This window comes from Pseudomonas sp. Pmew2 (assembly GCF_058129885.1).
The window spans coordinates 4,078,358-4,102,113 of sequence record NZ_CM176702.1 but is presented as its reverse complement, the minus strand read 5'-3'; the positions used below and the strand labels follow the sequence as shown (position 1 = coordinate 4,102,113).

General features: G+C 60.0%; 21 protein-coding genes and 1 pseudogene. 13 read left to right on the top strand and 9 right to left on the bottom strand.

Annotation, left to right across the window (positions count from 1 at the left end; all coding sequences use genetic code 11):
- Positions 1 to 104: 104 nt before the first annotated feature.
- Both AC4ANK_RS18730 and AC4ANK_RS18725 read left to right on the top strand, forming a co-directional pair.
- Positions 105 to 824, top strand: a complete 720-nt coding sequence (locus tag AC4ANK_RS18730; RefSeq protein ID WP_460384797.1) for a GntR family transcriptional regulator — start codon at positions 105 to 107, stop codon at positions 822 to 824.
- A gap of 10 nt (positions 825 to 834) precedes the next feature.
- The gene (locus AC4ANK_RS18725) at positions 835 to 1,566 is read left to right on the top strand and encodes an aspartate/glutamate racemase family protein (RefSeq protein WP_002554379.1); all 732 of its coding nucleotides are present in this window, start codon (positions 835 to 837) and stop codon (positions 1,564 to 1,566) included.
- Between the two features lie 243 nt (positions 1,567 to 1,809).
- On the opposite strand, the gene AC4ANK_RS18720 is transcribed toward AC4ANK_RS18725, so the two are convergent.
- Both AC4ANK_RS18720 and AC4ANK_RS18715 read right to left on the bottom strand, forming a co-directional pair.
- Positions 1,810 to 3,045, bottom strand: a complete 1,236-nt coding sequence (locus AC4ANK_RS18720) for a zinc-dependent alcohol dehydrogenase (protein WP_002554378.1) — start codon at positions 3,043 to 3,045, stop codon at positions 1,810 to 1,812.
- Between the two features lie 102 nt (positions 3,046 to 3,147).
- On the bottom strand, positions 3,148 to 4,053 hold the full coding sequence (locus AC4ANK_RS18715; protein ID WP_002554377.1) for a LysR family transcriptional regulator: 906 nt from the start codon (positions 4,051 to 4,053) through the stop codon (positions 3,148 to 3,150).
- 172 nt (positions 4,054 to 4,225) lie between these two features.
- Between AC4ANK_RS18715 and AC4ANK_RS18710 the strand changes: the two genes are divergently transcribed.
- Genes AC4ANK_RS18710 through AC4ANK_RS18700 form a run of 3 tightly spaced genes read left to right on the top strand, consistent with a single transcriptional unit; the run spans position 4,226 to position 7,799 of the window.
- The gene (locus AC4ANK_RS18710; RefSeq protein ID WP_002554376.1) at positions 4,226 to 5,116 is read left to right on the top strand and encodes an NAD(P)-dependent oxidoreductase; all 891 of its coding nucleotides are present in this window, start codon (positions 4,226 to 4,228) and stop codon (positions 5,114 to 5,116) included.
- A 3-nt stretch (positions 5,117 to 5,119) separates the two neighbouring features.
- Complete coding sequence (locus tag AC4ANK_RS18705; protein WP_002554375.1) at positions 5,120 to 6,637, top strand: aldehyde dehydrogenase family protein; 1,518 nt, start codon at positions 5,120 to 5,122, stop codon at positions 6,635 to 6,637.
- A gap of 4 nt (positions 6,638 to 6,641) precedes the next feature.
- Entirely contained in the window at positions 6,642 to 7,799 is a 1,158-nt protein-coding gene (locus tag AC4ANK_RS18700) for a M20 aminoacylase family protein (RefSeq protein ID WP_460384801.1), read from the top strand.
- A gap of 122 nt (positions 7,800 to 7,921) precedes the next feature.
- Here the strand turns inward: AC4ANK_RS18700 and AC4ANK_RS18695 are convergent.
- Positions 7,922 to 8,844: pseudogene (locus AC4ANK_RS18695) on the bottom strand (LysR family transcriptional regulator).
- A gap of 151 nt (positions 8,845 to 8,995) precedes the next feature.
- Between AC4ANK_RS18695 and AC4ANK_RS18690 the strand changes: the two are divergent.
- Together AC4ANK_RS18690 and AC4ANK_RS18685 are read left to right on the top strand one after the other, a co-directional pair.
- Entirely contained in the window at positions 8,996 to 9,778 is a 783-nt protein-coding gene (locus AC4ANK_RS18690) for a YqcI/YcgG family protein (RefSeq protein WP_031597270.1), read from the top strand.
- Between the two features lie 6 nt (positions 9,779 to 9,784).
- The gene (locus AC4ANK_RS18685; RefSeq protein WP_002554371.1) at positions 9,785 to 10,426 is read left to right on the top strand and encodes a LysE family translocator; all 642 of its coding nucleotides are present in this window, start codon (positions 9,785 to 9,787) and stop codon (positions 10,424 to 10,426) included.
- A 13-nt stretch (positions 10,427 to 10,439) separates the two neighbouring features.
- On the opposite strand, the gene AC4ANK_RS18680 is transcribed toward AC4ANK_RS18685, so the two are convergent.
- Positions 10,440 to 11,816: an L-serine ammonia-lyase gene (locus AC4ANK_RS18680; RefSeq protein ID WP_002554370.1), complete on the bottom strand. Its 1,377-nt coding sequence runs from the start codon at positions 11,814 to 11,816 to the stop codon at positions 10,440 to 10,442.
- Between the two features lie 129 nt (positions 11,817 to 11,945).
- Here AC4ANK_RS18680 and AC4ANK_RS18675 point away from each other — a divergent pair, with 129 nt between their 5' ends.
- A complete protein-coding gene (locus AC4ANK_RS18675) occupies positions 11,946 to 12,857 on the top strand; it encodes a LysR substrate-binding domain-containing protein (RefSeq protein WP_002554369.1) in 912 nt (303 codons plus the stop codon).
- A gap of 12 nt (positions 12,858 to 12,869) precedes the next feature.
- Here AC4ANK_RS18675 and AC4ANK_RS18670 read toward each other — a convergent pair whose 3' ends face one another.
- Positions 12,870 to 14,198 carry a DUF3100 domain-containing protein gene (locus AC4ANK_RS18670; protein WP_002554368.1) on the bottom strand — a complete coding sequence of 443 codons (1,329 nt, stop codon included), beginning with the start codon at positions 14,196 to 14,198 and terminating at the stop codon, positions 12,870 to 12,872.
- Between the two features lie 429 nt (positions 14,199 to 14,627).
- On the opposite strand from AC4ANK_RS18670, the gene AC4ANK_RS18665 reads away from it, so the two are divergent.
- Complete coding sequence (locus AC4ANK_RS18665) at positions 14,628 to 14,900, top strand: hypothetical protein (RefSeq protein ID WP_176467493.1); 273 nt, start codon at positions 14,628 to 14,630, stop codon at positions 14,898 to 14,900.
- A 78-nt stretch (positions 14,901 to 14,978) separates the two neighbouring features.
- Here the strand turns inward: AC4ANK_RS18665 and hglS are convergent, their stop codons facing one another.
- On the bottom strand, positions 14,979 to 16,358 hold the full coding sequence (gene hglS / locus AC4ANK_RS18660) for a 2-oxoadipate dioxygenase/decarboxylase HglS (protein WP_002554367.1): 1,380 nt from the start codon (positions 16,356 to 16,358) through the stop codon (positions 14,979 to 14,981).
- Between the two features lie 23 nt (positions 16,359 to 16,381).
- Complete coding sequence (locus AC4ANK_RS18655) at positions 16,382 to 17,629, bottom strand: 2-aminoadipate transaminase (RefSeq protein WP_002554366.1); 1,248 nt, start codon at positions 17,627 to 17,629, stop codon at positions 16,382 to 16,384.
- A gap of 253 nt (positions 17,630 to 17,882) precedes the next feature.
- On the opposite strand from AC4ANK_RS18655, the gene amaB reads away from it, so the two are divergent.
- On the top strand, positions 17,883 to 19,373 hold the full coding sequence (gene amaB / locus AC4ANK_RS18650; RefSeq protein WP_002554365.1) for an L-piperidine-6-carboxylate dehydrogenase: 1,491 nt from the start codon (positions 17,883 to 17,885) through the stop codon (positions 19,371 to 19,373).
- 42 nt (positions 19,374 to 19,415) lie between these two features.
- Positions 19,416 to 20,702, top strand: coding sequence for an L-pipecolate oxidase (gene amaA, locus AC4ANK_RS18645; RefSeq protein WP_002554364.1), 1,287 nt, complete (start codon positions 19,416 to 19,418; stop codon positions 20,700 to 20,702).
- A 12-nt stretch (positions 20,703 to 20,714) separates the two neighbouring features.
- On the opposite strand, the gene AC4ANK_RS18640 is transcribed toward amaA, so the two are convergent.
- Together AC4ANK_RS18640 and AC4ANK_RS18635 are read right to left on the bottom strand one after the other, a co-directional pair.
- Entirely contained in the window at positions 20,715 to 22,088 is a 1,374-nt protein-coding gene (locus AC4ANK_RS18640; RefSeq protein ID WP_002554363.1) for a sensor histidine kinase, read from the bottom strand.
- On the bottom strand, positions 22,085 to 22,747 hold the full coding sequence (locus AC4ANK_RS18635; RefSeq protein ID WP_002554362.1) for a response regulator: 663 nt from the start codon (positions 22,745 to 22,747) through the stop codon (positions 22,085 to 22,087). The genes AC4ANK_RS18640 and AC4ANK_RS18635 overlap by 4 nt, the downstream gene beginning before the upstream one ends.
- Positions 22,748 to 22,915: 168 nt before the next feature.
- Here AC4ANK_RS18635 and AC4ANK_RS18630 point away from each other — a divergent pair, with 168 nt between their 5' ends.
- Complete coding sequence (locus tag AC4ANK_RS18630) at positions 22,916 to 23,179, top strand: PepSY domain-containing protein (protein WP_002554361.1); 264 nt, start codon at positions 22,916 to 22,918, stop codon at positions 23,177 to 23,179.
- Positions 23,179 to 23,724 (top strand): cytochrome b/b6 domain-containing protein, encoded by a 546-nt coding sequence (locus AC4ANK_RS18625; RefSeq protein WP_460384806.1) that lies wholly within the window; start codon positions 23,179 to 23,181, stop codon positions 23,722 to 23,724. Before AC4ANK_RS18630 ends, AC4ANK_RS18625 begins: the two co-directional genes overlap by 1 nt.
- Positions 23,725 to 23,756: the final 32 nt, after the last annotated feature.

Here is a 23,756-nt window from a genome sequence, read left to right as displayed (position 1 = left end):
CAGCCCATAGGCGTTGCTTGGCGGCTTAGATAGCGCTATTCATCAAGTGGTACATCGGGCACTATTCCTGTATACGATCTGTACCGAAAAAGTGATCTGAAACCATGACTCGACCTGCCAGCGCTCCCTTGTTCCTGACGCCCGCTGCCGATGAAAAAGGCCGCGACGAGCAAATTTATCAGCACGTACTGGAAGCAATCGTCGAGCACCGGCTTGCGCCAGGCACGCGTTTGCCCGAGGACGCATTGGCTGAAGTGTTCGAGATCAGCCGGACCGGCATTCGCAAGGTCTTGCAGCGCCTGGCCCTGGAACGGCTGGTGACCTTGCGTCCCAAGCGCGGCGCAGAGGTCGCGCAACCGTCGGCGCAGGAAGCGCAGGATGTGCTGGGTGCCAGGCAGTTGATCGAACCCGCGCTGATGGCCGATATCGCCGCACGGGCAGGCGGTCAGCGTCTGGAATCACTGCGTGCGCTCTGTGAACAGGAACATGAGGCGCAACACGCCGGGCGTCACAGCGAAGCTATTCAGTTGTCGGCCAGATTTCATGTGCAATTGAGCGCGTTGGCGGGCAATCAGGTATTGACCGAGCAAGTCGCGCAGCTCGCTACGCGTTCTTCGCTGATCGTGGCGGTGTACGGTTCGCGGCGCAGCGTCAGCTGTGATTGTGGTCAGCACGTTGACTTGCTGACCTTGCTCGAAGCCGGGCAGGGCGAACAGGCCCGCGAGTGGATGGCCGAGCATCTGCGCCGTATCCGCGCCAGCCTGAATGTAGATGCACCGGTGAGCGAGACAGTAGATTTTCATAGCATTTTCAAACGGCGCTGAAGGAGTTCCGGTGCGTATTCAAGTGATCAACCCCAACACCAGCGAAGCCATGACCCACAAGATTGGCCTCGCGGCGCAAGCCATTGCACGCCCCGGTACGCAGATTCTTGCGTGCAGTCCCGATGATGGCCCGGTGTCTATCGAAGGCCATTTTGACGAAGCGATAGCGACCCTTGGCGTGCTGGAAGAGATACGCAAAGGCCGTGAGCAACAGGTCGACGCGCACATCATCGCCTGTTTCGGCGATCCTGGCCTGCTGGCAGCCCGCGAGTACGCCAGCGCACCTGTTATCGGCATTGCCGAAGCGGCTTTCCATATGGCCAGTCTGATTTCCACCCGCTTCGCAGTGGTCACCACGCTGACCCGAACGCGGATCATCGCCGAGCACCTGTTGCAGCGCTATGGCTTCAGCGAACTGTGCACCTCGGTACGTTGTATCGATCTACCGGTGCTGGCGCTGGAAGAGAGCGGGCCTGAGCTGATCGAGTGCATGGCCGAACAGGCTCGCCGGGCACGTGATGAAGAGGGGGCAGGTGCCATTGTGCTGGGCTGCGGCGGGATGGCCGATCTGGGTCGGCAATTGAGTGAAGCGATTGGTCTGCCGGTGATCGACGGCGTGGCGGCGGCGGTGAAACTGGCAGAGTCGCTGGTGGACCTTGGGCTGAGTACCAGCAAACACGGCGACCTGGCCGACCCCATCGGCAAACCGTTCAAAGGGCGATTTGCCTACCTGAGCCGATAAAATGTGCGTCCGCAAATGCACTGACACACGCTTTGGGTGATGCTCCGCGGCACAAAGATCGGACGCAGAGCGTCCAGAACGGCGCCCCACGCTGGAGCGTAGGGAACGATAGTCTCAACGACCACTATCTTCTGGACGCTCCGCATTCTCTATCGACGGAGCGTGTGGCGATCGCTCCCACGCGCCGCGTGTTAGCGCACTTCTGGACGCTCTGCGTCCGATCTTGAGCACCAAGGGTGCGCCTTACATGGCCGGCACGCCACCCGCAACCAGCGCTTCTGTCGTGGCGTCTGGCACCACAATGGTGTTGTTGCCCGGAGTCAGAATCACCTTGCGGCAATCCTCTTCCTTCTTGTCGAACAGCTTGTAACCTTTCGCAGCATCTTCCAGCGACATGCGGTGGGTGATGATGGCTTCCGGTTCGAGTCGTCCCGCTTCGATGTGCTCGAGCAGTTCAGGCATGAAGCGATGGACATGGGTCTGGCCCATCTTGAACGTCAGGCCCTTGTCGAACGCATCGCCGAACATGAAACCGTGGATAAACCCTGCGTAAACGCCCGGTACGCTCACTACGCCGCCACGCCTTACCGCTGCGATGCACTGACGCAATGCCTTGCCACTGCTGCCTTCCAGTTTCAGCGTGGCCAGAATGGTTTCGGTGGTGCTGCCCTTGGCTTCGAAACCGACTGCATCGACCACACCGTCCACGCCGCGCATGCCAGCTGTCTGACGAATGATGGTATCGGCCGGGTCATCGTCGTCATCGAAATTGATCGGGATCACACCATAGGTTTTCTGCGCGTAGGCCAGGCGATACGGGTGGTGATCGACCATGAATATCTTCTCGGCGCCGAGCATTCTCGCGCATGCGGCGCTCATCAGACCCACCGGACCAGCGCCATAGATGGCAACGCTCGAACCCTGGCCGATGCCCGCATTGGTTACCGCCTGCCAGGCAGTGGGCAAGATGTCGGAAAGGAACAGAACCTTCTCGTCAGCCAGTGTGCCCGGCACTTTGAACGGGCCGACATTGGCCTTTGGCACGCGCACGTACTCAGCCTGACCGCCGGGAATGCCGCCATACAGATGACTGAAACCGAACAGTGCTGCCCCTGGCGGAATGGACTTTTTGTTGATGATCGCGCCGCGCCCGGTGTTGGTGGTTTCACAGGCTGCGAACAGGTCGATGTTGCAGAAAAAGCAGCTGCCGCAAGCAATCACAAAAGGGATCACTACGCGATCACCTTTCTGCACAGCGGTGACCGCCGGGCCAGTCTCTTCCACAATGCCCATGAACTCATGGCCGAATATGTCGCCGTGTTCCACCGTGGGTATCTTGCCGCGATACAAGTGCAGATCAGAGCCGCAGATTGCGGTCGCGGTGGCTTTCAAAATGATGTCGTCAGCTTCTTGTATTTCCGGGTCTGGCACTGTGTCGACCTTCACACTGTTCGCGCCGTGGTAAGTCAAAGCTCTCATGATTAATCCTCGATGGCGGCAGAAGTTCTGATCCGTACTGAAGATGAACCATGAGGATTTTGTTGGTTCAGCGCGATTGGTCGAAGCGGGACTAACGGTAGGTCAATTGCGAAACGCCGTCATGTCCTGCAACAGCATGCCCATCAGGCGGTTGGCACCGACGCTGAGCTGCCGACCCAGACGGCTGATCAAATGCGTCTGCGGGCTGCTGAACACCTCATGCTGCAAGGGCAGGGCGCGCAGTTTTCCGGCCTTTATCTCCTCCTCCACAACAAAGGTCGGCAACAGCGTGACGCCACCCTGCATGGCGAAATGCTTGAGCATGGCGAAGGTGCTGCAGGTCAGTGTCGGCTGCACTGTAATACCCAGTTGATGTTCGGCCTGCAGAAGAATCTGGCGAATGCCGTAAGACACAGCAGGCAGCGCGACACGGTAGTGTTCCAGTGCCCGCAGCTCTATCGGAGCCTGCTCTTGCGTCAGCGGATGATCGGGTGCGGTGATCACGCACACTGGCTTGCGCTGATGGGCGTGAGAGCGGATTTTCGGGTCGGCAGCGGGGTTGAAGACCAGGCCGATATGCGCTTCGTCCTCCACCACCTGGCGAATCACCTCGTTGCTACCACAAACGTTCACGAGCAGTTCGATGCGCGGGTACAGCTCGGAAAACCGGGCCAGCGGCTGCGCGAGGCTTTCAAGAAAACCTTCTCCGGACACCAATGTCACCGAGCCGCTGTGCAGGCCTTTCAGCGCCTGAATCGAATCCAGCAGGACCTCCTGCTGCGTCAGTCGCTGGCGGTAGTAGGCCAGCACCTTGTCGCCTGCTTCAGTGGGTTTGACCCCTCGGCGATGGCGCTCGAGCAATGGCGAGCCGAGCTCCTGTTCCAGTTGCGCGATCTGGCGGCTGACCGCCGAGGGCGCGACGTTGAGGAAGTCGGCGGCAGCCCTGACGCTGCCCAGCCGCACGGCTTCGAAGAAATACAGGATGCGTCGATCTTGCACCAGGCTCATAAGGCTCCTGTAGAGGCTCTGTGTTGCGCTAAAGGCAACATAAATTCGATTTGAGGATTATTGCTGAGAGGTGAGAACGCTGTCCATACTCGGATCATCAGCACATTGCTCGCCGAAAAGGCTCGCAGCGTCGTTCTCGAATTCGTACAAAACCTTTGACCGGGATGCAGACATGACTTTGAAAGCAGGTGTGATCGGATTGGGCAACATGGGCGGCGGCATGGCTGCCACGCTGGCGGGCAAGGGCTTTGATGTCAGCGGCTTCGACCTGTCGCAGGCTGCGCTGGCCCAGGCTGAAAGCAAAGGCGTCAAGCCGGTTGCCGACCGCAAACAACTGATTCAAGGCGTGGATATTCTGATCCTGTCGCTGCCCAAGGCCGAGCATGTGGAGTCGGTGTGTCTCGGTGCGGGCGGTATCAGCGAGTTCGGTCGCAACGGCTTGATCGTGGTCGATACCACCACATCAACACCGGAAATGAGCCGTAAGGTCGCCGCTGAACTGGCCAAAACCGGCATTGCCTTTATCGATGCACCTGTCTCGGGCGGCCCGAAAGGCGCAGCCACCGGCACCATGTCGATGGTCATCGGCGCTGAAGATGCCGATCTTGCGCGCGCCATGCCGATTTTGGAAGGAATGAGCGGCACACGCGTGCACGTCGGCCAGTGCGGCGCAGGCAATGTGGCCAAGATCGCCAACAACATGCTGGCCGCCTGCCACCTGATCAGCACTGCCGAAGCCGTGGCGATGGCCGCGCGTGCAGGTGTCGATCCGGAAAAACTTCTGCAGGGCCTGAATGCCGGTTCCGGACGCAGCGGTGCCACGCAAGTGATGTTCCCGACCTGGGTACTCAACAAGGCCTATGACTCGGGTTTCACCATGGGCCTGATGCGCAAGGACGTCGGCCTGGCCAGCGATCTGGCGGACAGCCTGGGCATGGACCTGCCGCTGTCGCGGGTCGTCGCGCAATTGTGGCAGGCCAGCAGCGAAACCCTTGCGGACAACGAAGACTTCTGCGCCATCGTGCAACGCACCGATGGCAAACTTTACGGTCATGGAGAATAAGCGATGAGCACTGCAAAAATCCTCGAACTGATGCGTCCTTACTGGGGCGATCGCAGTGTCATCGCCAGCTACGTCGGCGGCCAGTTCATCGAAGGCCACGGCGCGCCGGTTGAAGTGCGCAATGCCCATGACGACAGCCTGTTGCTGAGCTTTCCGGACGCTGACGAGTCGTTGGTCGACATCGCCGACAAGGCGGCCAAGGCTGCGCAGCAGCAATGGTGGGCGCTGACCGCTCAGGCGCGGGGTCGCGCCATGTACCAGGTAGGCAATCTGATTCGTGAAGAACTGGAACATCTTGCGCAGATCGAATCCCTGACCGCCAACAAGCCGATCCGCGATGCCCGCGTTGAAGTGCTCAAGGTAGCCGAGATGTTCGAGTATTACGCCGGCTGGGCAGACAAGCTGCATGGCGAAATCATCCCGGTGCCGACCACCCACCTCAACTACGTGACCTACGAACCGCTGGGCACGGTGTTGCAGATCACCCCGTGGAACGCGCCGATCTTCACCTGCGGCTGGCAGATCGCCCCGGCGATTGCGGCGGGTAACGCAGTCATCCTCAAACCGTCGGAACTGACGCCGCTGAGCTCTTTAATGGTCGGTGTGCTGATTGAGCGCGCGGGAGTACCGAAAGGGCTGGTCAACGTGATTGCCGGTTTCGGCCATTCCATCGGCCAGGCGTTCATTGCCAAGGCTGACCTCCGCAAAGTGGTGTTCGTCGGCTCGCCAGCGACCGGTCGGCATATCGCCGTGGCTGCGGCGCAGCGCTGTATTCCCGCGGTGCTGGAGCTGGGTGGCAAGTCAGCCAACATCGTATTCGACGATGCGGATCTGGAAGTGGCCTTGCGTGGCGCTCAGACGGCGATTTTCTCCGGTGCCGGGCAAAGTTGTGTCTCCGGCTCACGGCTGCTGGTGCAGGAATCGATTTTCGAGAAGTTCACCAAAGCGCTGGCGGTGGCGGCGACTCAGTTCAAGGTCGGCGACCCCGGCGACCCGGACACCCAGATCGGCCCGATCAACAATGCCAAGCAGTACAACCACGTGAAGAGCATGGTCGAGCGCGCATTGAAAGACGGCGCAAGACTGATTGGCGAGCAGGCTGATCCGATCCCGAACAAGCCGGGTTATTACGTCAACCCGACGGTGTTGGCGGGCACCAACGAGCTGCATTGTGCGCAGGAAGAAATCTTCGGCCCGGTGGTGGTAGCGATTCCGTTCAAGGATGAAGAAGACGCGATCCGCATCGCCAACGACAGCCGTTTTGGCCTGGCCGGTGGCGTCTGGACCCGTGATGTCGGGCGCGCCCATCGCGTTGCCAGACAGGTGCGTGCCGGGACGTTCTGGGTCAACGGCTACAAGACTATCCACGTCAGCTCGCCGTTTGGCGGCTATGGTGAAAGTGGTTATGGCCGTTCTTCGGGTCTGGATGCGCTGCGCGAGTACAGCGAAGTGAAAAGCGTCTGGGTCGAAACCGCCGCCAAGCCTGCCGCCAGTTTTGGCTACGGCGCGAGTCTGGAGTAAGTACATGCCTATTTCAAAGACACTGATCGACGAAGCAACTGTCTGGCGCCGCACGATCCACGCTGCGCCGGAGCTGGGGTTTCAGGAGCTGAAAACCTCGGACAAGGTGGCTGATCTGCTGAGTAGCTTCGGCATTCAGGTGCACCGCGGTCTGGGCGGTACTGGCGTGGTCGGCACCCTGCGCAATGGCGACGGCCCGACCATCGGCATTCGTGCCGACATGGACGCTCTGCCTATTCAGGAGCTGGGCGACAGCGTGCACAAGTCGGCCCATAAGGGCTGCATGCATGCCTGCGGACACGATGGCCATACGGCAATTCTGCTGGCCACCGCCCGGCGCCTGTCGGAAACCCGCCGGTTTGCTGGCACAGTGCATTTTGTCTTTCAGCCTGCCGAGGAAAACCTCGGCGGCGCGCAACGGATGATCGAAGACGGTCTGTTCGAGCGCTTTCCGATGGAAGCGATCTACGGTTTGCACAACTGGCCGGGCGTGCCTGCTGGCAAGGTGGTGATCAATCCAGGGCCGATGATGGCATCGCTGGACACCTTCGAAATCACCCTGACTGGCAAGGGCAGCCATGCGGCCATGCCGGACAAGGGCAATGACCCGATTGTGGCTGCTGCCGAACTGGTGCTCGGGCTGCAGACCATCGTTTCCCGTCGTCTGTCGCCACTGGATTCTGCGGTGGTCAGCATCACCCAGTTCCACGCCGGTGAAGCAATCAACGTCATCCCGGAAACCGCAGTTTTGCGCGGCACGGTGCGTTGTTTGCAAACGCCGGTGCGCGAGAAGGTTCAGCAACTGATCGGCGAGTTCGTCGAGCGTTTGCCGACGGCCTTCGGGGTGCGTGGCGAACTGGTCTACAACGTGGGGTATCCGGTGACTGAAAACCACGTCGATGCTGCTGCTACGATCCGCCGCGCAGCGGTCGCCGCGGTGGGGGAGAACAACGTGCAGTGGGGCTGCAACCCGTCGATGGCCTCCGAAGACTTCGCCTTCATGCTGCATGCCTGCCCGGGTGCGTACATCTGGATGGGCGTCGATGGCGAGAAACCGTCGGCGGCGTTGCATAACCCGTATTACGACTTCAACGACCAGGTGATCGAACCGGGTGTGGCGGTCTGGACATCGCTGGTGGAGCAGTGTCTGCCGCTGAGTTGAATGGCTTGCATCCTATGCCGTAGGAGTGAGCTTGCTCACGAAGGCAATGGTCCAGACGCCCTTTTTATGGGGTTGTCCGGCTTCTTCGTGACCAAGCTCACTCCCACCGGGAACGGACTCCTTCAAGGTGCCGCGAGCAACTCCACTGCAATACCGGATATGTCCGGCAGGCAGGTCAGCAGGTGGTCGCGCAGTTCCAGTACTCGCTGGCGCTTGAAGCTGTCCTGCAGCCAGACCAGGTAATAGGCATCCCCGGTGCCAACCGCCGAGTTGAACGGCAGAAAGACCTGACCTTCGTTCAAGTCATCAGCGACCAGAAACAGATCGCCAATCGACACACCGTGCCCTCTGACTGCAGCGGTAATGCCCTGATCAAGGGTGTCGAACACCTTGCCTTTGCTCAACGTCACCTGACCAGAGAGGTCCATCCGGCTCAGCCAGCGCCGCCAGTCGCGGCGGTCGCTGGATGGATAAGTTCAGCGGCCTGAAGCCTCTCTGTTCCCCACGGCTGGTCGCCTAACGTGTCTGCCGAGCAGATCGGAATCAGCCATTCATCGAACAGCTTGCAGGTTTCCACCTCGGCACCAAAGTTGCCATTGCCCAGCAGAATCGCGCAGTCGAAAGGCTCCGAATAGAAGTCCACGCTATCAAAGTCCATCCACACGCTGGAGAGCTGTACCGGCAGGGCAGGCGCAGGCTTTTTGAAGGACTCCAGCGCGTGCAGCAGCCAGCGCATGGTCAGGGTGGACGGTGATTTGAGGCGCAGATTCGCGCCCTGACCCCGGAATGGCTGGCAGGCGTCCTCGATAATCCGGAAGCCGATCTTGAGTTGACTGGACAGCCGCCGGCCCTCGTCACTGAGCGAAAGCCGCGGGCCATTGCGCTCGAACAATCGACAGCCAAGGGTTTCTTCCAGGGTACGAATATGACGACTGATGGCACTCTGGGTAAGGGAGAGCTCCTGCGCAGCACGCGTAAATGAACATGATCGAGCCGCGACTTCAAAGGCTCTCAGCGCGTAAAGCGGCGGTATACGTTCAGTCATGTGATAACTAATCATGATTATTTGTCATAGTAGGTTACACCTTTTTCCATTTTTCCGCGCACGCGTCTCCGGTCAGAATCGCCGGTTCGTCCACTGTCGTAAAAATCAAACAATAAGGCGGTGTTCTTATCTGCTGCGTGCGTGAGGGAATATGCTGCCCAAGTCCGAAAAGCTGTTACGCCAATCTGTTGTAAGACATTTGCTGGAAAGTGACACCGCCCTGGAAATGGGCTGGAGGGTTCAGGCTTACAGGCAGTTCGAGCAGGTGCTGAGTGACAAGGGCTTTCCTTGTCTTTTTGGCCGCCGTGCCAACAAGTCCGGAAGCTGTCTGCTGCTGTTCATCCCCTGTGAGAATGAGCAACAAGCGCTACGTGACGGCATGGAAGCGTACGTAAAGTTCGTTAATGACACGCCACTTGAAGATCGCCTGTTCAACCCGTTGATTGTCATTTTCGAGAAAACCGATTTCAACACCTTGGCCGAAGAGCAGGCTTATGCGTGGGCCACCTTGCAGCATTTACATGACGGTGACCGAACGCCCTGGCCGGCCAAAGCCTGCACAGACCCTGAAGTGTTCGAGTGGACCTATCACTTCGCCGGACTGCGGATGTTCATCAACATGAGCTTTCCCCGTCACAGCGCGATGAAAAGCCGTTCGCTGGGTGGGCACATTGTGTTTGTGGTCAACCCTCGGGAGAACTTTGACGAGGTGGCAAGCGCCGAGACGGAAAGTGGTCGCAAGGTCAGGGAAAAGATTCGCCAGCGAATCGCCGATTACAACAACGGCGTGGTACCCGACACGCTGGGTTTTTTCGGCGACCGTAGCAGCCTGGAATGGAAGCAATACCAACTGTATGAAGAAGGCGGGCTTTCACTGTCCCGTTGTCCTCTGCATATCAAAGTCGACAAGACTGACCATTTGAACGAGCGTTGAGTACCCATGGATATATCGTTGCTGCTGATCTACATGTTCAGCGTCTTCATGCTGATCATCACCCCTGGTCCGGTGGTGGCACTGGTCGTCAATACCAGCCTGGCGTGCGGGCCGAAACGCGCGATGCTGACGGCGCTGGGCACCAACTGGGCATCACTGGTGTTGGTGTTGGTCGCGGCATTGATTCTGACGGGAACGCTGTCGGTGAGCGTAAGCATGCTCAACTGGATCAGCCTGGTGGGCTGTTTCTTCATCGCCTATCTGTCAATGCAGGCGCTGGAACAGGCGTTGCGTTACGCCCAGACGCCGCCTGAAGCAGCGCCAGCGCCGTTGCCTGCGCGTAGCAGGCACAGCGGGCTAGTGACCGGTTTTCTGGTGGGGATTTCCAATCCGAAGGACATCATCTTCTTCGTCTCGTTTTTCCCGCAGTTCATTCACGTCACCGAATCGTTCAAGGGCAGCATTGCCTTGTTGTCGTTGCTGTGGATCATCATTGACCTGTCGATCCTGTTTGCCTACATCTTCCTGATGCGTCAGAAGCTGGCCTTGAAGTACAAGCGCAAGATCGAAGTCGCCTCCAGCGTGACCTTGCTGCTGATCGCGCTGGGCGGGATATTCTATTCGGGCTCGGCACTGTTGAATCAGTAAACGCCTGCGCCGATCAGCACTCGATCAGATTGACTGCCAGCCCACCGCGTGAAGTTTCCTTGTATTTGTCGTGCATGTCCGCGCCGGTATCGCGCATGGTGCGGATGGCGTGGTCCAGCGAGATGAAGTGCTCGCCGTCGCCGCGCAGGGCCATTTGTGCAGCGTTGATTGCTTTCACGGCAGCAATTGCGTTGCGCTCGATGCAAGGGATTTGCACCAGCCCGCCGACCGGATCGCAGGTCAGTCCCAGGTTGTGTTCCAGACCAATTTCCGCCGCGTTTTCCACCTGTTCGGGCGTGGCACCGAGAATTTCCGCCAGGCCAGCGGCGGCCATTGCGCAGGCCGATCCTACTTCGCCCTGACAACCCACTTCGGCACCGGAAATGGACGCGTTCTTCTTGCACAGAATGCCGACCGCAGCGGCGCTGAGGAAGAAACGCACCACGTCGTCATCATTGGCCGTAGGCTTGAACTTCATGAAGTAATGCAGCACCGCAGGCACGATACCCGCCGCGCCGTTGGTGGGCGCAGTCACCATGCGCCCGCCCGCGGCGTTTTCCTCGTTGACCGCCAGGGCGAACAGGTTGACCCACTCCATGGCGCTCAGAGTCGAGCCGATCACGTTCGGGTTATCGAGGTTCTGCAGGCTCTGATGCAGGCGGTAGGCGCGACGGCGCACGTTCAACCCGCCGGGCAGGATGCCGGTTTCAAGCAGGCCCTTGTCGACGCAGGCGCGCATCGCGGCCCAGATGACCATGATTTTCTCGCGAATTTCTTCCTCGCTGCGCCAGACCTTCTCGTTGGCCATCATCAGTTCGGAAATACTCATGCCGTGGGTCTTGCACAGCTTCAGCAACTGCGCGCCACTGAAAAAGTCGTAAGGCAGAACAGTAGTGTCGTTGTCCAGCACGCCGCTGGCTGCCTGTTCGGCATCGATCACAAAGCCGCCACCCACCGAATAGTAGGTTTGCTCGTAAACTTCACCGGTCTTCCCATAGGCGCACAGCGTCATGCCGTTGGGGTGATAGGGCAGGTTTTCATTGAGCAGGCACATGTCCCGCTCCCAGACGAAGGTGATGGCCTGCTCGCCCGCCAGCATCAACTGGTTATCGGCACGCAGCGCGTCGATGCGCTGGTTGACCTGGCCAGGGTCGATCTTGTCCGGCCATTCGCCCATCAAGCCCATGACTGTTGCGCGATCGCTGCCGTGTCCGATGCCGGTGGCTGACAGAGAGCCGTACAATCGCACCTCGATCCGTTCTACGCTGTGCAACCGGTTCTGGTTGCGCAGCTCGGTCACGAACAGTGCCCCGGCGCGCATTGGCCCGACGGTGTGAGAACTGGACGGCCCGATGCCGATTTTGAACATGTCGAAGACGCTGATAGCCATCACGAAGGTCCTTCAGGTGAGATGATGCACGGGAATTTGGTATTCCCCTTTTTCTGTTACTCATCTTTGGCTTCGGCTGTCGAAACGACAAACGATTGTTGCTATGCAACGCTTTAGCGGAACTCTTCAATGAGCAGAATCTTCAACGCACAGATGCACGCCTGGTTACAGGTGTTCGCCTGCGCAGCCCGACATCTTTCCTTCACCCGGTGCGCCGAAGAGCTGCACGTCACTCCCGGCGCGATCAGCCAGCAGATGCGCCAGCTTGAAGAGCGCCTGGGCTTCGCGCTGTTTCACCGGGTCGGGCGCGGGCTGGAGCTGACCGCCGAAGGCCAGCGTCTGGCGGTGGTCGCCAACGAGGTGCAGAGCCGTATCAGCGAAGAGCTGCGTCTGCTGTATTCCGGACGCATTGGCGGGGTGTTCAAGCTGCGCTGCATCCCTTCGTTTCTCAGCAAATGGCTGATGCCACGCCTGCCACGTTTGCAGGAAGCGTTTCCGGACATCCAGTTGCGGATCATTGCCGAAGACAGCAGCGGGTCGTTGCGCGATGACGATTTCGATCTGGCCATCGACCTGAACGACGGCAGCTATCCGGGGCTGTCGACCACGCCGTTGCTGGAAGAAGAGCTGTTTGCGGTCTGTTCGCCAAGCCTGCTGGTGGGCAAGCCGCCACTCGATACGCCCAGCCAGCTGGTGCATTTTCCGTTGCTGCATGACATCACTGCCTGGCGCGGCAGCTACGAATACGCTGAGTGGGAGTTTTATCTGACCGCCATCGGCGCTGATGGTATCGACGTGCGCCGTGGTCACACCTTCAACCGCAACCACCTGACCATCGACGCCGCGCGCATGGGCATGGGCGTGGCCATTGCCCGCAAAGCGCTGATTACTGATGAGCTGGAGCAAGGCTTGCTGATCGTGCCGTTCGGGCATCCGATCAAGGCCAGGAAGAAATACGTCCTGGCCTATCGTGAGGGTGCGCTCTCTACTCCGGCACGCCGCGCCGTGCATGACTGGCTGGTGAACGAAGCGGTGATCTAGCCCGCTCCAGAATCAATGAAACATCTCGGCAATCAGCACGGCGCCGATGAAGGTGCCGAAGTTGGCCAGGAACGATACCAGCACAATTCGCCAGCCCAGACGGCGGAAGGCTGGCAGGTCCTTGGCAATCGACAGGCCGGCAAAGGTCAGCATCGGGGTAATGACCGCCAGCATGTTGATCGAACTGGTCATCCGGGCAATCTCGGCCGCCCAGGGGCAGGCCGGTGAAGTCAGGAACATCGCCACCAGCGACACCATGCACACTGCCGGGATCTTGCGACGGATCAGGTTGCACAGCGCTTCGCCGACGAAGGCACAGAAAATCATGATGCCCATGCCGGTGAATGCATCGGCCGACAGGGTCTTGTAGCCGACATAGTTGGCAATCAGCGCCAGTGCACCGGCTGCCAGCCACGCACTGATCTTGCCCGCCCAGCCCAGTTCCGGAACTTCCAGTGACACATCGCTGTGGCGCAGGCCTTCATCAGTCATGGACGCCTTGGTGGTGCGGCCGATCAGCGGCTCAAGCACCCGATAGCCCCACACCGCCAGTGGCAGGGAGATAAACAGGGTGAAGTAAGTGCCGATGGTGGTGGTGATCAGGTTTGATGCCGCCGCCAGCGTCATGACCTCCTTGGCAACTTCCGGCGTCTGCTGCGGGGCAATCGCTCCGGCTGCAGCAGCCATCATGCTGCCCGAGCCGATGCCCGAGCCCATCGCCAGCGAATTGGGATGGAAGATCCCCAGGCTGGCGATAAAGCCTGCAACGATGGCAATGAACAGCGCACCGAACAGGGTGCCGGTCAGGTACTCGGCCAGTACGCCGCGGCCTTCCGGGGAGTCCATGCCGTAGCGCTCGCCGATGATTGCCAGGCTGGGCTCGCGGCCAACCGAGAACGTCGCGCCGATTGCCTCACGCTTGATGCCCAGCAGCAGCGCGACCGGCAGGCCGAGCACCACGGTGCCGACAAAGTGGCCAAACTCCTGAAACACCAGCGCCCATCCCGAGGCGAACACCACCGGCAGCGAGCCGCCGACGACGAGACCGAGTTTGGCGATGAAAATCAGCAGGGCGGGTTGCAGGATCGAGGCCGAGCGCAGCTGGATGCCGTGATCGATACCGATGCTGCCTGGCAGGCGGCGACTGGCGATCCCGACCATCGCGCCTAACAGCAGCGCCCACACCATCGGTAGCAGCACCACCTTGCCGGGGCCCAGCGGGATACTGATGGCACCGATCATCTCGGCAATGATCAGGATAACGGCGGCCCAGAGATACAGCTTCACCGTCGATGAAACGGCCTGATTGTCGCCCGACACTGCAGCGTGTGAGTTTTGCATGATGATCCCCTTGCCTGCTGAATGGCCTTTTTCAGGCCTTATCAATCGTTATTCTGTTTTTCAGGTCGGCGCGATGAGGCGCCAGGGCAGCGTTGGAAAGTCCATGAAGTCATGGAGGCCGTTATCCGGCCGAGTATTTTTATGAGGTCTGAACGTGATCCGGACCCAGGCTGCTTCGAGCCTTTGCAAGGGGATTACAGGGTGCGTTATTTGAAGGGATGAGCCTTTGAATACGGCACTTTGCTGTCCACACGCAATCGCAGTATGCATAGCGCGAGGTTGCACACCAATATTGCGAATTTTATTTATCGTTGCTTTAAACAGAACGCAGAACGCTAAGGGAATGTGACGCAGAGCGCTCATCATTATGCACAAGTCCGCTTTTGATTCTGGCCGAAGGCCGTAGGAGCGAACTCGTTCGCGAAGACGATGTTGGCTATCGTGCCGACGCTCCGCGTCGTCATGCCGTTCCGGACGCTCCGCGTCCTCTTTGCGACGCAGAGCGTCGAGACCTGCATTCCCACGCGGAGCGTGAGGAACGATAGTCTCAACTCCGTGCCGAAGCTCTGCGTCGATCTGCACGGACAATCCGATTATCGTGCGACGCTCCGCGTCGTCATGCCGTTCTGGACGTTCCGCGTCCTCTTGGCGACGCAGAGCGTCGTGAACTGCATTCCCACGCTGGAGCGTGAGGAACGATAATCTCAACTTCGTGCTGACGTCCCGCGTCGGTGTGTACGGATAATTCAACTATCGTGCAGCCCCTGTCGCTCTCACTAATTAGTAGGCGGGACTGCTCAGTTCCAGCGCCCTGGCGCATTCCTCCAGTGAGCGCCGCTGGGTGTCGGCATACAGGTCCAGTTCGTTGAGCGTCCCGCGTCCCAGTGCCTGCTCGAAATCCTGCTGATTCGAATTCGTCGCGTAGTGCGCCTGTGCGTTATCGCCCAGGTTGGACTGGAAAATGCCCGCCGCACTGACCGGCAAAAAGTCTTCGTACACCAGTGGCTCGAAGCGCACGTGACCTGCGTCGACAAGCTGTTCCAGACTGCCGGATGCATGCTCGGCAATACCTGATTCGGTCGGGAAATAGCGGAAGTAGGCCAGGCCCTGCCTGCGCATTTCAGCGTGGCTGTCCGGAAACGCCTCGAACGTGTTTTCCAGCAGTTCGGCATAGCGCAGGGCATTCGCCTCATTGGGGAACTCACCCAGCGCGTCGCGGGCCTTGTTCAGCAGCCGGTCATACAGCTCGCGACCTTTGGGGGTCAGTGCAGCGCCACGCTGTTCGATCTCGCCGAAGCGTGCCGAGTGGCTGCCCGACTGACCAATGAACGTAATGGGTTCTTCAAGCGCCTTGAAGCTGGTCTGGCGCAACAGAATCGGACACTGGCGACGCGGTGGCCCTTCAACCACGGCCTTGGGCGTGATGCCTTTGCCGGGCATGCCGCTTTGCACCGCATCGATGTCAAGCGTGCGCGGGGTGAGGTGGTTGATGTGCGTGCCACGAAACGCCACCACATCAGCGATCAGGCGATGCTGGACGTTGAGCTTCTGGTACTCGTCAAGCGAGACCGTCGCCGTGTTATGCCAGCGAAAGGTTTCCAGCGCCTGCTGAATGAACTCGGCAGCGTCGGGCTCGCTCAACCCGCCGTCTGTCTCATGCTTGTCGATCAACGCCAGGGCACCGGGCGTGAAGATTCTGCGCTTGGCCAGCACCTGACTGGCAAACTCGCGCAGGCTGTCACTCTCGATCAGTTCCAGGCGCAGCAGTGAGGTAAACACCCGAAACGGGCTGACCTGCAACGCCTGTTCATGCACGGCACGAAACGCTGTGGAGTGAACCGGCACACCGGCTTCGGTCAGGTCGTAATAACCGACCGGCTGCATGCCCATCACCGCAAACAGGCGGGCGAGGGTGGCCAGTTCCTCAGCCGTACCGACGCGGATCGCGCCGTGGCGTTCCATGTCCAGCCGCTGGATCTCGCCGGTCTGGCGCAGGCTGTTCAGCACCTGGCTGTCGCGGCTCATGGCCTGCGCATTGACCTCGCTGACCAGCCCCATCAGCGTGCCGTACAGCGGCACTTCGTGCTGGTACATCTGCGACATGGCGCGAGAAAAGCCCGCGCGGATCTGGTCCGGGTCGGCAAAGCGTGCAGTGCTCATCAGGATGGTTTCTCCGTACGTGTTCAAGCCAGCGCTGACAGGCAACGCTCGAAAATATCCAGCCCTTCGTGCAGAACATCGGGCTCGATGGTCAGCGGGATCAGCAGGCGGATGATGTGCCGCGACTTGCCGCTGGGCATCAACAACAGGCCAGCGTCCCTCGCTGAGGCCAATAGGTCGGCAAGCTGCCGGGTCCCTGGCTCGCCATCCGCTGTGATCAGTTCGATACCGCGCATGCAGCCTACGCCGGTCAGCCTGCCCAGGTACGGCGACAGCTTGCCTGCCTGCCAAGCGTTATAGCGCGAGACAGTGGCGTTTTCCTGCTGTTCACCCCAGGTGGACAAATTGGCATCAGTCATTTGTGCCAGCGAGGCCAGGCCCGCAGCGCAGCCAATCGGGTTGCCGGAATAGGTGCCGCCGAGCCCGCCCTTGGGCAGGTTGTCGAGCAAATGCTTGCGACCGACCACGGCGCCCAGCGGAATGCCGCCTGCGATGCTCTTGCCCAGCAGAATAAGGTCCGGCTCGATGCCCAGGCGGCTGAACGCAAAGCGCTGCCCGGTACGGCCGAAACCGGATTGAATTTCGTCGGCGATCAACACGATGCCATGTTCATCGCAGAACGCTCGCAGCGCCTGAGCAAAATCCGCCTCCATGGCCAGAAAGCCGCCTTCACCCTGCACCGGTTCAAAGATGATGCAGGCGACATCGTTGACATCGATCTCTACGCTGAACAGTCGCTCCAGTGCCTTTAGCGCCTGCTCGGTGGTCACGCCGTTGTCCTTGCTGGGAAACGGAATGTGAAACACCGGGCCGGGCAGCACGCCGACTTTCTGTTTATAGGGCGCCACCTTGCCATTGAGGTTCAGGGTTGCCAGTGTTCGGCCGTGAAAGCCGCCATCGAAGGCAATCACAGCCGTGCGGCCCGTCGCGCCACGTACGATCTTCAAGGCGTTTTCCGCCGCTTCCGCACCGCTGTTGGTGAGCATGCCGCTGAGCGGGTAACTCACCGGTACGAACTCCGTCAGTTGCCGCATGAAGCGGATATACGGATCGTGAGGCGTAGCGTTGAAGCAATAGTGGGTCAGCTTTGCCGCCTGATCCTGAATGGCCGTGACCACCTGAGGGTTGCAATGCCCCAGATTGAGCACCCCGATGCCGCCGACAAAGTCGATATAGCGCTTGCCGGTGGTGTCCCATACTTCGGCATTGCGGCCGTGGGACAACGTTATGCTGTGGACAAACGAAATGGATTCGCTGATGTGTTCGCTCATCGGCCTGGACCTGACTCCGGGGGATCATGATGGCCTTATCCAAACAAACATCGGGCAACGCTCGCAAACGAAATAAAATCACCGGGTCATTCCAATAATTCCCGATGTAGCCGCTTTCGTTGCTGTTAATGGCAGGCAGTTCATTCCTAAAAGGAATCATGTTTTTCAAAAACGTCGTTTGTGGGCCAGCCCCGAGTGGATCAATACTGGGTTCATCAGTGATTTCCACCGTTTCCATGACAGGAGAATCAACATGGTTGCCGAGTTATTAGCACGTCTGGGCGTGGCGAACAGTGCCCACACACAAGGGGACTATCCGGTTTACACCCCGATTGATGGCAGCCAGATTGCCTCGGTCACGCTTGAAGGCAAGGAGCAGGTCGTGGCGCGCATCGACAGCGCCCACAATGCGTTTCTAAAGTGGCGCACAGTACCGGCCCCACGGCGTGGCGAGCTGGTGCGGATCTTTGGTGAAGTGCTGCGTGAGCACAAGGCTGATCTGGGCGAACTGGTATCGGTCGAGGCCGGCAAGATCACTCAGGAAGGTCTGGGTGAAGTGCAGGAAATGATCGACATCTGCGACTTTGCCGTCGGTCTGTCGCGTCAGTTGTACGGCCTGACCATCGCCTCCGAGCGTCCCGGTCATCACATGCGCGAAACCTGGCACCCGCTGGGTGTGGTCGGCGTGATCAGCGCGTTCAACTTTCCGGTTGCGGTCTGGGCCTGGAACACCACGCTGGCGCTGGTCTGCGGCAACCCGGTGATCTGGAAGCCTTCGGAAAAGACTCCGCTGACGGCACTGGCCTGTCAGGCGCTGTTCGACAAGGCGCTGAAGATTTTCGGTGATGCGCCCGCAGCACTGGCGCAGTTGGTGATCGGTGATCGTGACGCCGGTGAAGCGCTGGTCGATGACCCGCGCGTGCCACTGATCAGCGCCACCGGCAGCACCCGCATGGGCCGCGAAGTCGGTCCGCGTGTTGCTGCCCGTTTCGGGCGCAGCATTCTGGAGCTGGGCGGCAACAACGCGATGATTCTGGCCCCGAGCGCCGATCTGGACCTGGCCGTGCGCGGCATTCTGTTCAGCGCCGTGGGCACTGCCGGTCAGCGCTGCACCACGCTGCGTCGTCTGATTGTGCATCGGTCGATCAAGGACGAAGTGGTTTCCCGGGTTAAAGCGGCCTACGCCAAGGTGCGTGTCGGTGATCCTCGTGAAGGTAATCTGATCGGTCCGCTGATTGACCAGCAAGCATTTTCGGCCATGCAGAATGCGCTGACCAAGGCGCGCGACGAGGGCGGTCAGGTGTTCGGTGGCGAGCGTCAGTTGCAGGACAAATACCCGAACGGCTACTACGTCACGCCGGCCATTGCCGAAATGCCTGGCCAGAGCGAAGTCGTGCGTCACGAAACCTTCGCGCCGATTCTCTTCGTGCTGGCTTACGACGACTTCGAAGAGGCCTTGCGCCTGAACAACGAAGTGCCGCAGGGCCTGTCGTCGTGCATTTTCACTACCGACCTGCGTGAGGCCGAGGCTTTCCAGAGTGCCGCGGGCAGCGATTGCGGTATTGCCAACGTCAATATCGGCACCAGCGGTGCGGAAATCGGCGGGGCATTTGGTGGCGAGAAGGAAACCGGTGGGGGGCGCGAGTCCGGCTCCGATTCGTGGCGCGCCTACATGCGCCGGCAGACTAATACCGTCAACTACTCCCGCGAGTTGCCGCTGGCTCAGGGCATCGTTTTCGACTGATGTGAACCGGGCGCTTATTGCCGACATTGCTGGAGCTTTTCGATGGTGCAGTTTGCTGAAGGCTGTCTGTGGGAACAATTGACTCCGCAACGTCCGGTCAGTCCGGCCTTGATTGGGGACCGAAGCGCCGACGTGTGCATCATCGGCGCAGGTTTCACCGGTTTGTCGGCGGCGTTGCGGTTGCTGGAAGGCGGCAAATCGGTGTGCGTGGTGGAAGCTCATCAGGTTGGTCATGGCGGCTCCGGGCGCAACGTCGGTCTGGTGAATGCAGGCACCTGGGTGGCACCCGATGAACTGGACAAGGTATTGGGCAGTGTCGAGGCCAGCCGCCTCAATAGTGCATTGGGCGCGGCTCCGGCGCTGGTGTTTTCGACTATCGACAAGTACCGCATCGAGTGTCAGGACACCCGCACCGGCAACCTGCACATGGCCCACAATGCAAAAGGACTGGCTGATCTGCGCAGCCGTGCCGAGCAGTGGCAGCGGCGCGGTGCCAGGGTCGAACTGCTGACCGGAAAACCCTGTGAAGATGCCTGTGGCACCGACAAGGTCAGCGGGGCATTGCTCGATCACCGTGCCGGTACGGTGAACCCGATGGCGTATGTGTCAGGCATGGCGCTCAATGTTGTGGCGCTGGGCGGTCAGTTGTTTGGCGAGTCTCCCGTCAACGGGCTGCAACGCACTGCCGATGGCTGGAAAGTGTCCACCGCCGCGGGCAGTGTGCGCGCCGAGAAGGTCATCATTGCCTCCAACGCCTACACCGAAGGTGAGTGGACCGACGTCAAGGATCACATCTTCGCAGGCTACTACTATCAGGTCGCTTCACAGCCGCTCAGCGGCAGCGAGCAGGCGGGCATTCTGCGTGGCGGGCAGGGTTCCTGGGACACGCGCACGGTGCTCAGCAGTATTCGTCGCGATGCCCACGGGCGACTGGTGCTGGGCAGCCTTGGCAACGCTGGCAATTATCCGCTGTGGTTTATTCGTCAGTGGGCTGATCGCATCCAGCAGCACTACTTTCCCCAGTTGGGTCGGGTTGAGTGGCAGAGCACCTGGACTGGCCGAATCGGTTTCACGCCCGACCATTTGCTGCGTCTGTTCGAGCCTGCGCCCGGCTTGCTGGCCGCGACCGGTTTCAATGGCCGCGGCGTAACCACCGGAACGCTGGTGGGCAAGTGCTTTGCTGATTACCTGCTGAGCAACGACGCAACTGCGCTGCCGGTGAGCTTTTCCAGCAGCAAAAAGGTCTCGGCCAATGGCCTGCGTACGCTGGCTTACGACGCCGGTTTCACGCTGTATCACGCTGGCCAGTGCTTACGCGTGGTGCTCTGAGCCGACTGGCTTTCAAGCCATTCTGCTTTTGATTCGCAGCTCCGCACACAGCCCGCCCTGCGCTGAATTACGCAGGTGCAGGCTGCTTTCCAGTTTGCGCACGATCATATCGACGATCGCCAGCCCCAGCCCAGCGCCATTGCTGTGGCCCTGACTGTAGAAGCGTTCAAAAAGGCGTGCTTTCTGTTTCTCGTCGATACCCGGCCCTGCGTCTTCGACTGACAAGTACGCGCTGCCGTCTTCCTGGCGGTTGAGCATCACGCGAATCTCGCTGGCCGGCGGGGCGAAGTTGAGCGCGTTGGTCAGCAGATTCTGCAGTGCGATGGTGATCGCTGATGGGTCGCTGTGGATCACGCAGTCATCGCCCGCCTCGAACACCAGATCGACACGCTTCTCCAGTGCCAGCGGCGTGAGCTCGGCCATTTCCTCGCGCACCAAAGTGTTCAGTTCAAAGGTTTGTAACTGGCTGACTTCAAGGCGCGGCTCAAGTCGGGCCATCGTCAGCAACTGGCTGGCCAGACGGGCAGCACGGTCGACGCCGTGCACGAGAAAATCCAGTGCCTCCAGACGCTGTTCCGGGGTTTCAGCCTGGCGGGCGTTCTGTGCGTGGATGCGCAGAATGGTCAGCGGTGTACGCAGTTCGTGGGCGGCGTCGGCGATAAACCGCCGCTCGCGCTCCAGCACGCTTTCGATCTGGGTCAGCAGACGGTTGAGCGCGTGTTGCATGGGTTCGAGCTCTTTGGGCAGCGGTGTTATATCAAGCGGCTCAAGGCTTTCGGCATCGCGTTGGCGAATGACCCTGGCCATCGACTGCAACGGGCGCAGGCCCCAGCCGATCGCCAGCCAGATCGCGACCACCAGCAGCGGCACGCCGATCAGCGTCGGCCACAAGGTGTGGCTGACAATGCGCTGAATCAGGTCCTGACGCACATCGTCGCGCTCACCGACCCAGATCAGGAAACCCTGCTGCGGGTCGGCCAGGAGGAAGCCGCACCACTCATGCCCGTTCTCGACCAGATCATGCGAGCCTTCTTCTGCGGGAGGCGCACTGAGCAGCGGCGCTTCGGCCGAACGCACCAAAAGCTCGCCCGACGTGCGCCAGACCTGAAACGTCAGCCGGGTTTCGTACGGATGGGCAACGCCACTGGTGCCGACCCGGCTCATGGCCTGATCGAACGCCTGATAAAGCTTGTCCAGATCCTGCTCACCCGCAGCGCGCTGGCGCAGCACACCCTGCAACAGGCGCGCGCTCTGGGCCAATTGCGCATCGTAGACTTCTTCGATTTCGTGATGGCTGTCGCGCAGCGCGAGCAGGCTTATCGCCAGGTTGCCGAGCAGCAACAGCACCAGCACCGGGACCAGAATGCGCGCGCGTACCGAGGTCATGCCTTGAGCTCCAGCAGGTAGCCGACGCCGCGCACGGTGCGGATCAGTTCGGTGGACAGTTTCTTGCGCAGGTTGTGAATCAACACTTCCAGAGTGTTGCTTTCGACCTTGTCCTGCCAGCCATACAGGGTATTGGACAAGCGCTCGCGGGTGACCACCTTGCCGGGGCGGATCATCAATTGGTGCAGCAGTTGATATTCCATTGGCGTCATCGGCACTTCGCTGCCCTGAAAACTGACCTGCTGCGAAGCCGGGTCGAGGCTGATGCCGGCGTGTTCCAGCAACGGCTGCGCACGTCCCTGGCTACGCCTGAGCAAAGCCCGGACCCGGGCTTTGAGTTCATCGACGTCGAACGGCTTGATCAGGTAGTCGTCTGCACCGGCGTCCAGACCGGCAATACGGTCGGCGGTGCCGTCGCGCGCGGTCAGGATCAGCACCGGCAGGGCAAGCTCTTCGGCGCGCAACTGGCGCAGCAGATCGAAACCATCCATGCGCGGCAGGCCGAGGTCGAGCAGCAACAGGTCGAAGGGTTCGCTGCGCAGGGCGTGCAGCGCGCTCAGCCCGTCTTCCAGCCAGTCCAGCGTGTAGCCCTCGGTGTTCAGGGCCACACGGATGCCTTGGCCAATCGCACGATCATCCTCGACAAGAAGCAGGCGCATAGGGTTGTGACCAATGAATAGGGTGAGAAGGGCGCCATCATGCCGTCAGCAGGCAGCGTCGCGAAGTGCCGTGTGTCCGGGAAGATGTTACGAGCTGTTGCGTATTAAGCTTTTCCTAAGACTGGTTTCGCACAGTAGCGGCTCCTTAACTGCCTGTGAGTATCTGTCATGCGTAAAGTCCTGCTGGTTTCCCTGTTGCTGGCCAGCCCGCTGGCCCTTGCCGGTCCGCAATGCACCACCGCTGAAAAGTCCCAATGGCAGGATCAGGCCAAATTCCAGGAGCAGCTCAAGGCTCAGGGTTACGAGATCAGCAAGTTCAAAGTGACTGACGGCAACTGCTACGAGATTTACGGCTTCGACAAGGACAAGCGCAAGGTCGAGATCTATCACGATCCGGTCACTGGTAAAGCGGTCAAGACCGAGATCAAGTAATGAACCGGGTTTCCCTGCGCCTGTGGGACCCGCTGGTCAGACTGTTTCATATCTCGATCGCGGGTGTTTTCGTTGCCAATTACTTCTTCAATGAGGCGGGTGACGACTGGCACGTCTGGCTGGGCTATTACGCGGTTGCCTGGCTGGCGGTGCGAGTGGTGTGGGGATTCATCGGACCAGCCAGCGCGCGCTGGAGCGATTTCTGGCCGAGCCCGGCGCGCCTGCGTGCGCATGTCCGGTCGCTGATCAACCGGCAGCCGGTACACAGGCTCGGTCATTCTCCGCTCGGTCCGCTGGTCATGGTACTCATGATGGCGCTGATCTTCGGCATGGGCCTGACCGGCTTCCTGATGGAGGAAGTCGATGCCTTGTGGGGTGCTGACTGGCCTTTGCAGGCTCATGAAATTCTCGCCAATACATTGTGTGCCCTGGTAGTGCTGCACATGGCCGCGGCCATCTTCGAAAGCTTTCAAGTGCGTGACAACCTGCCCTTGTCGATGCTGACAGGCAAACGACGTCCGTTACCTGAAGATCGCCATCGCTGAAACCACCTCCTTGCCCTTCATCACAGTGATGC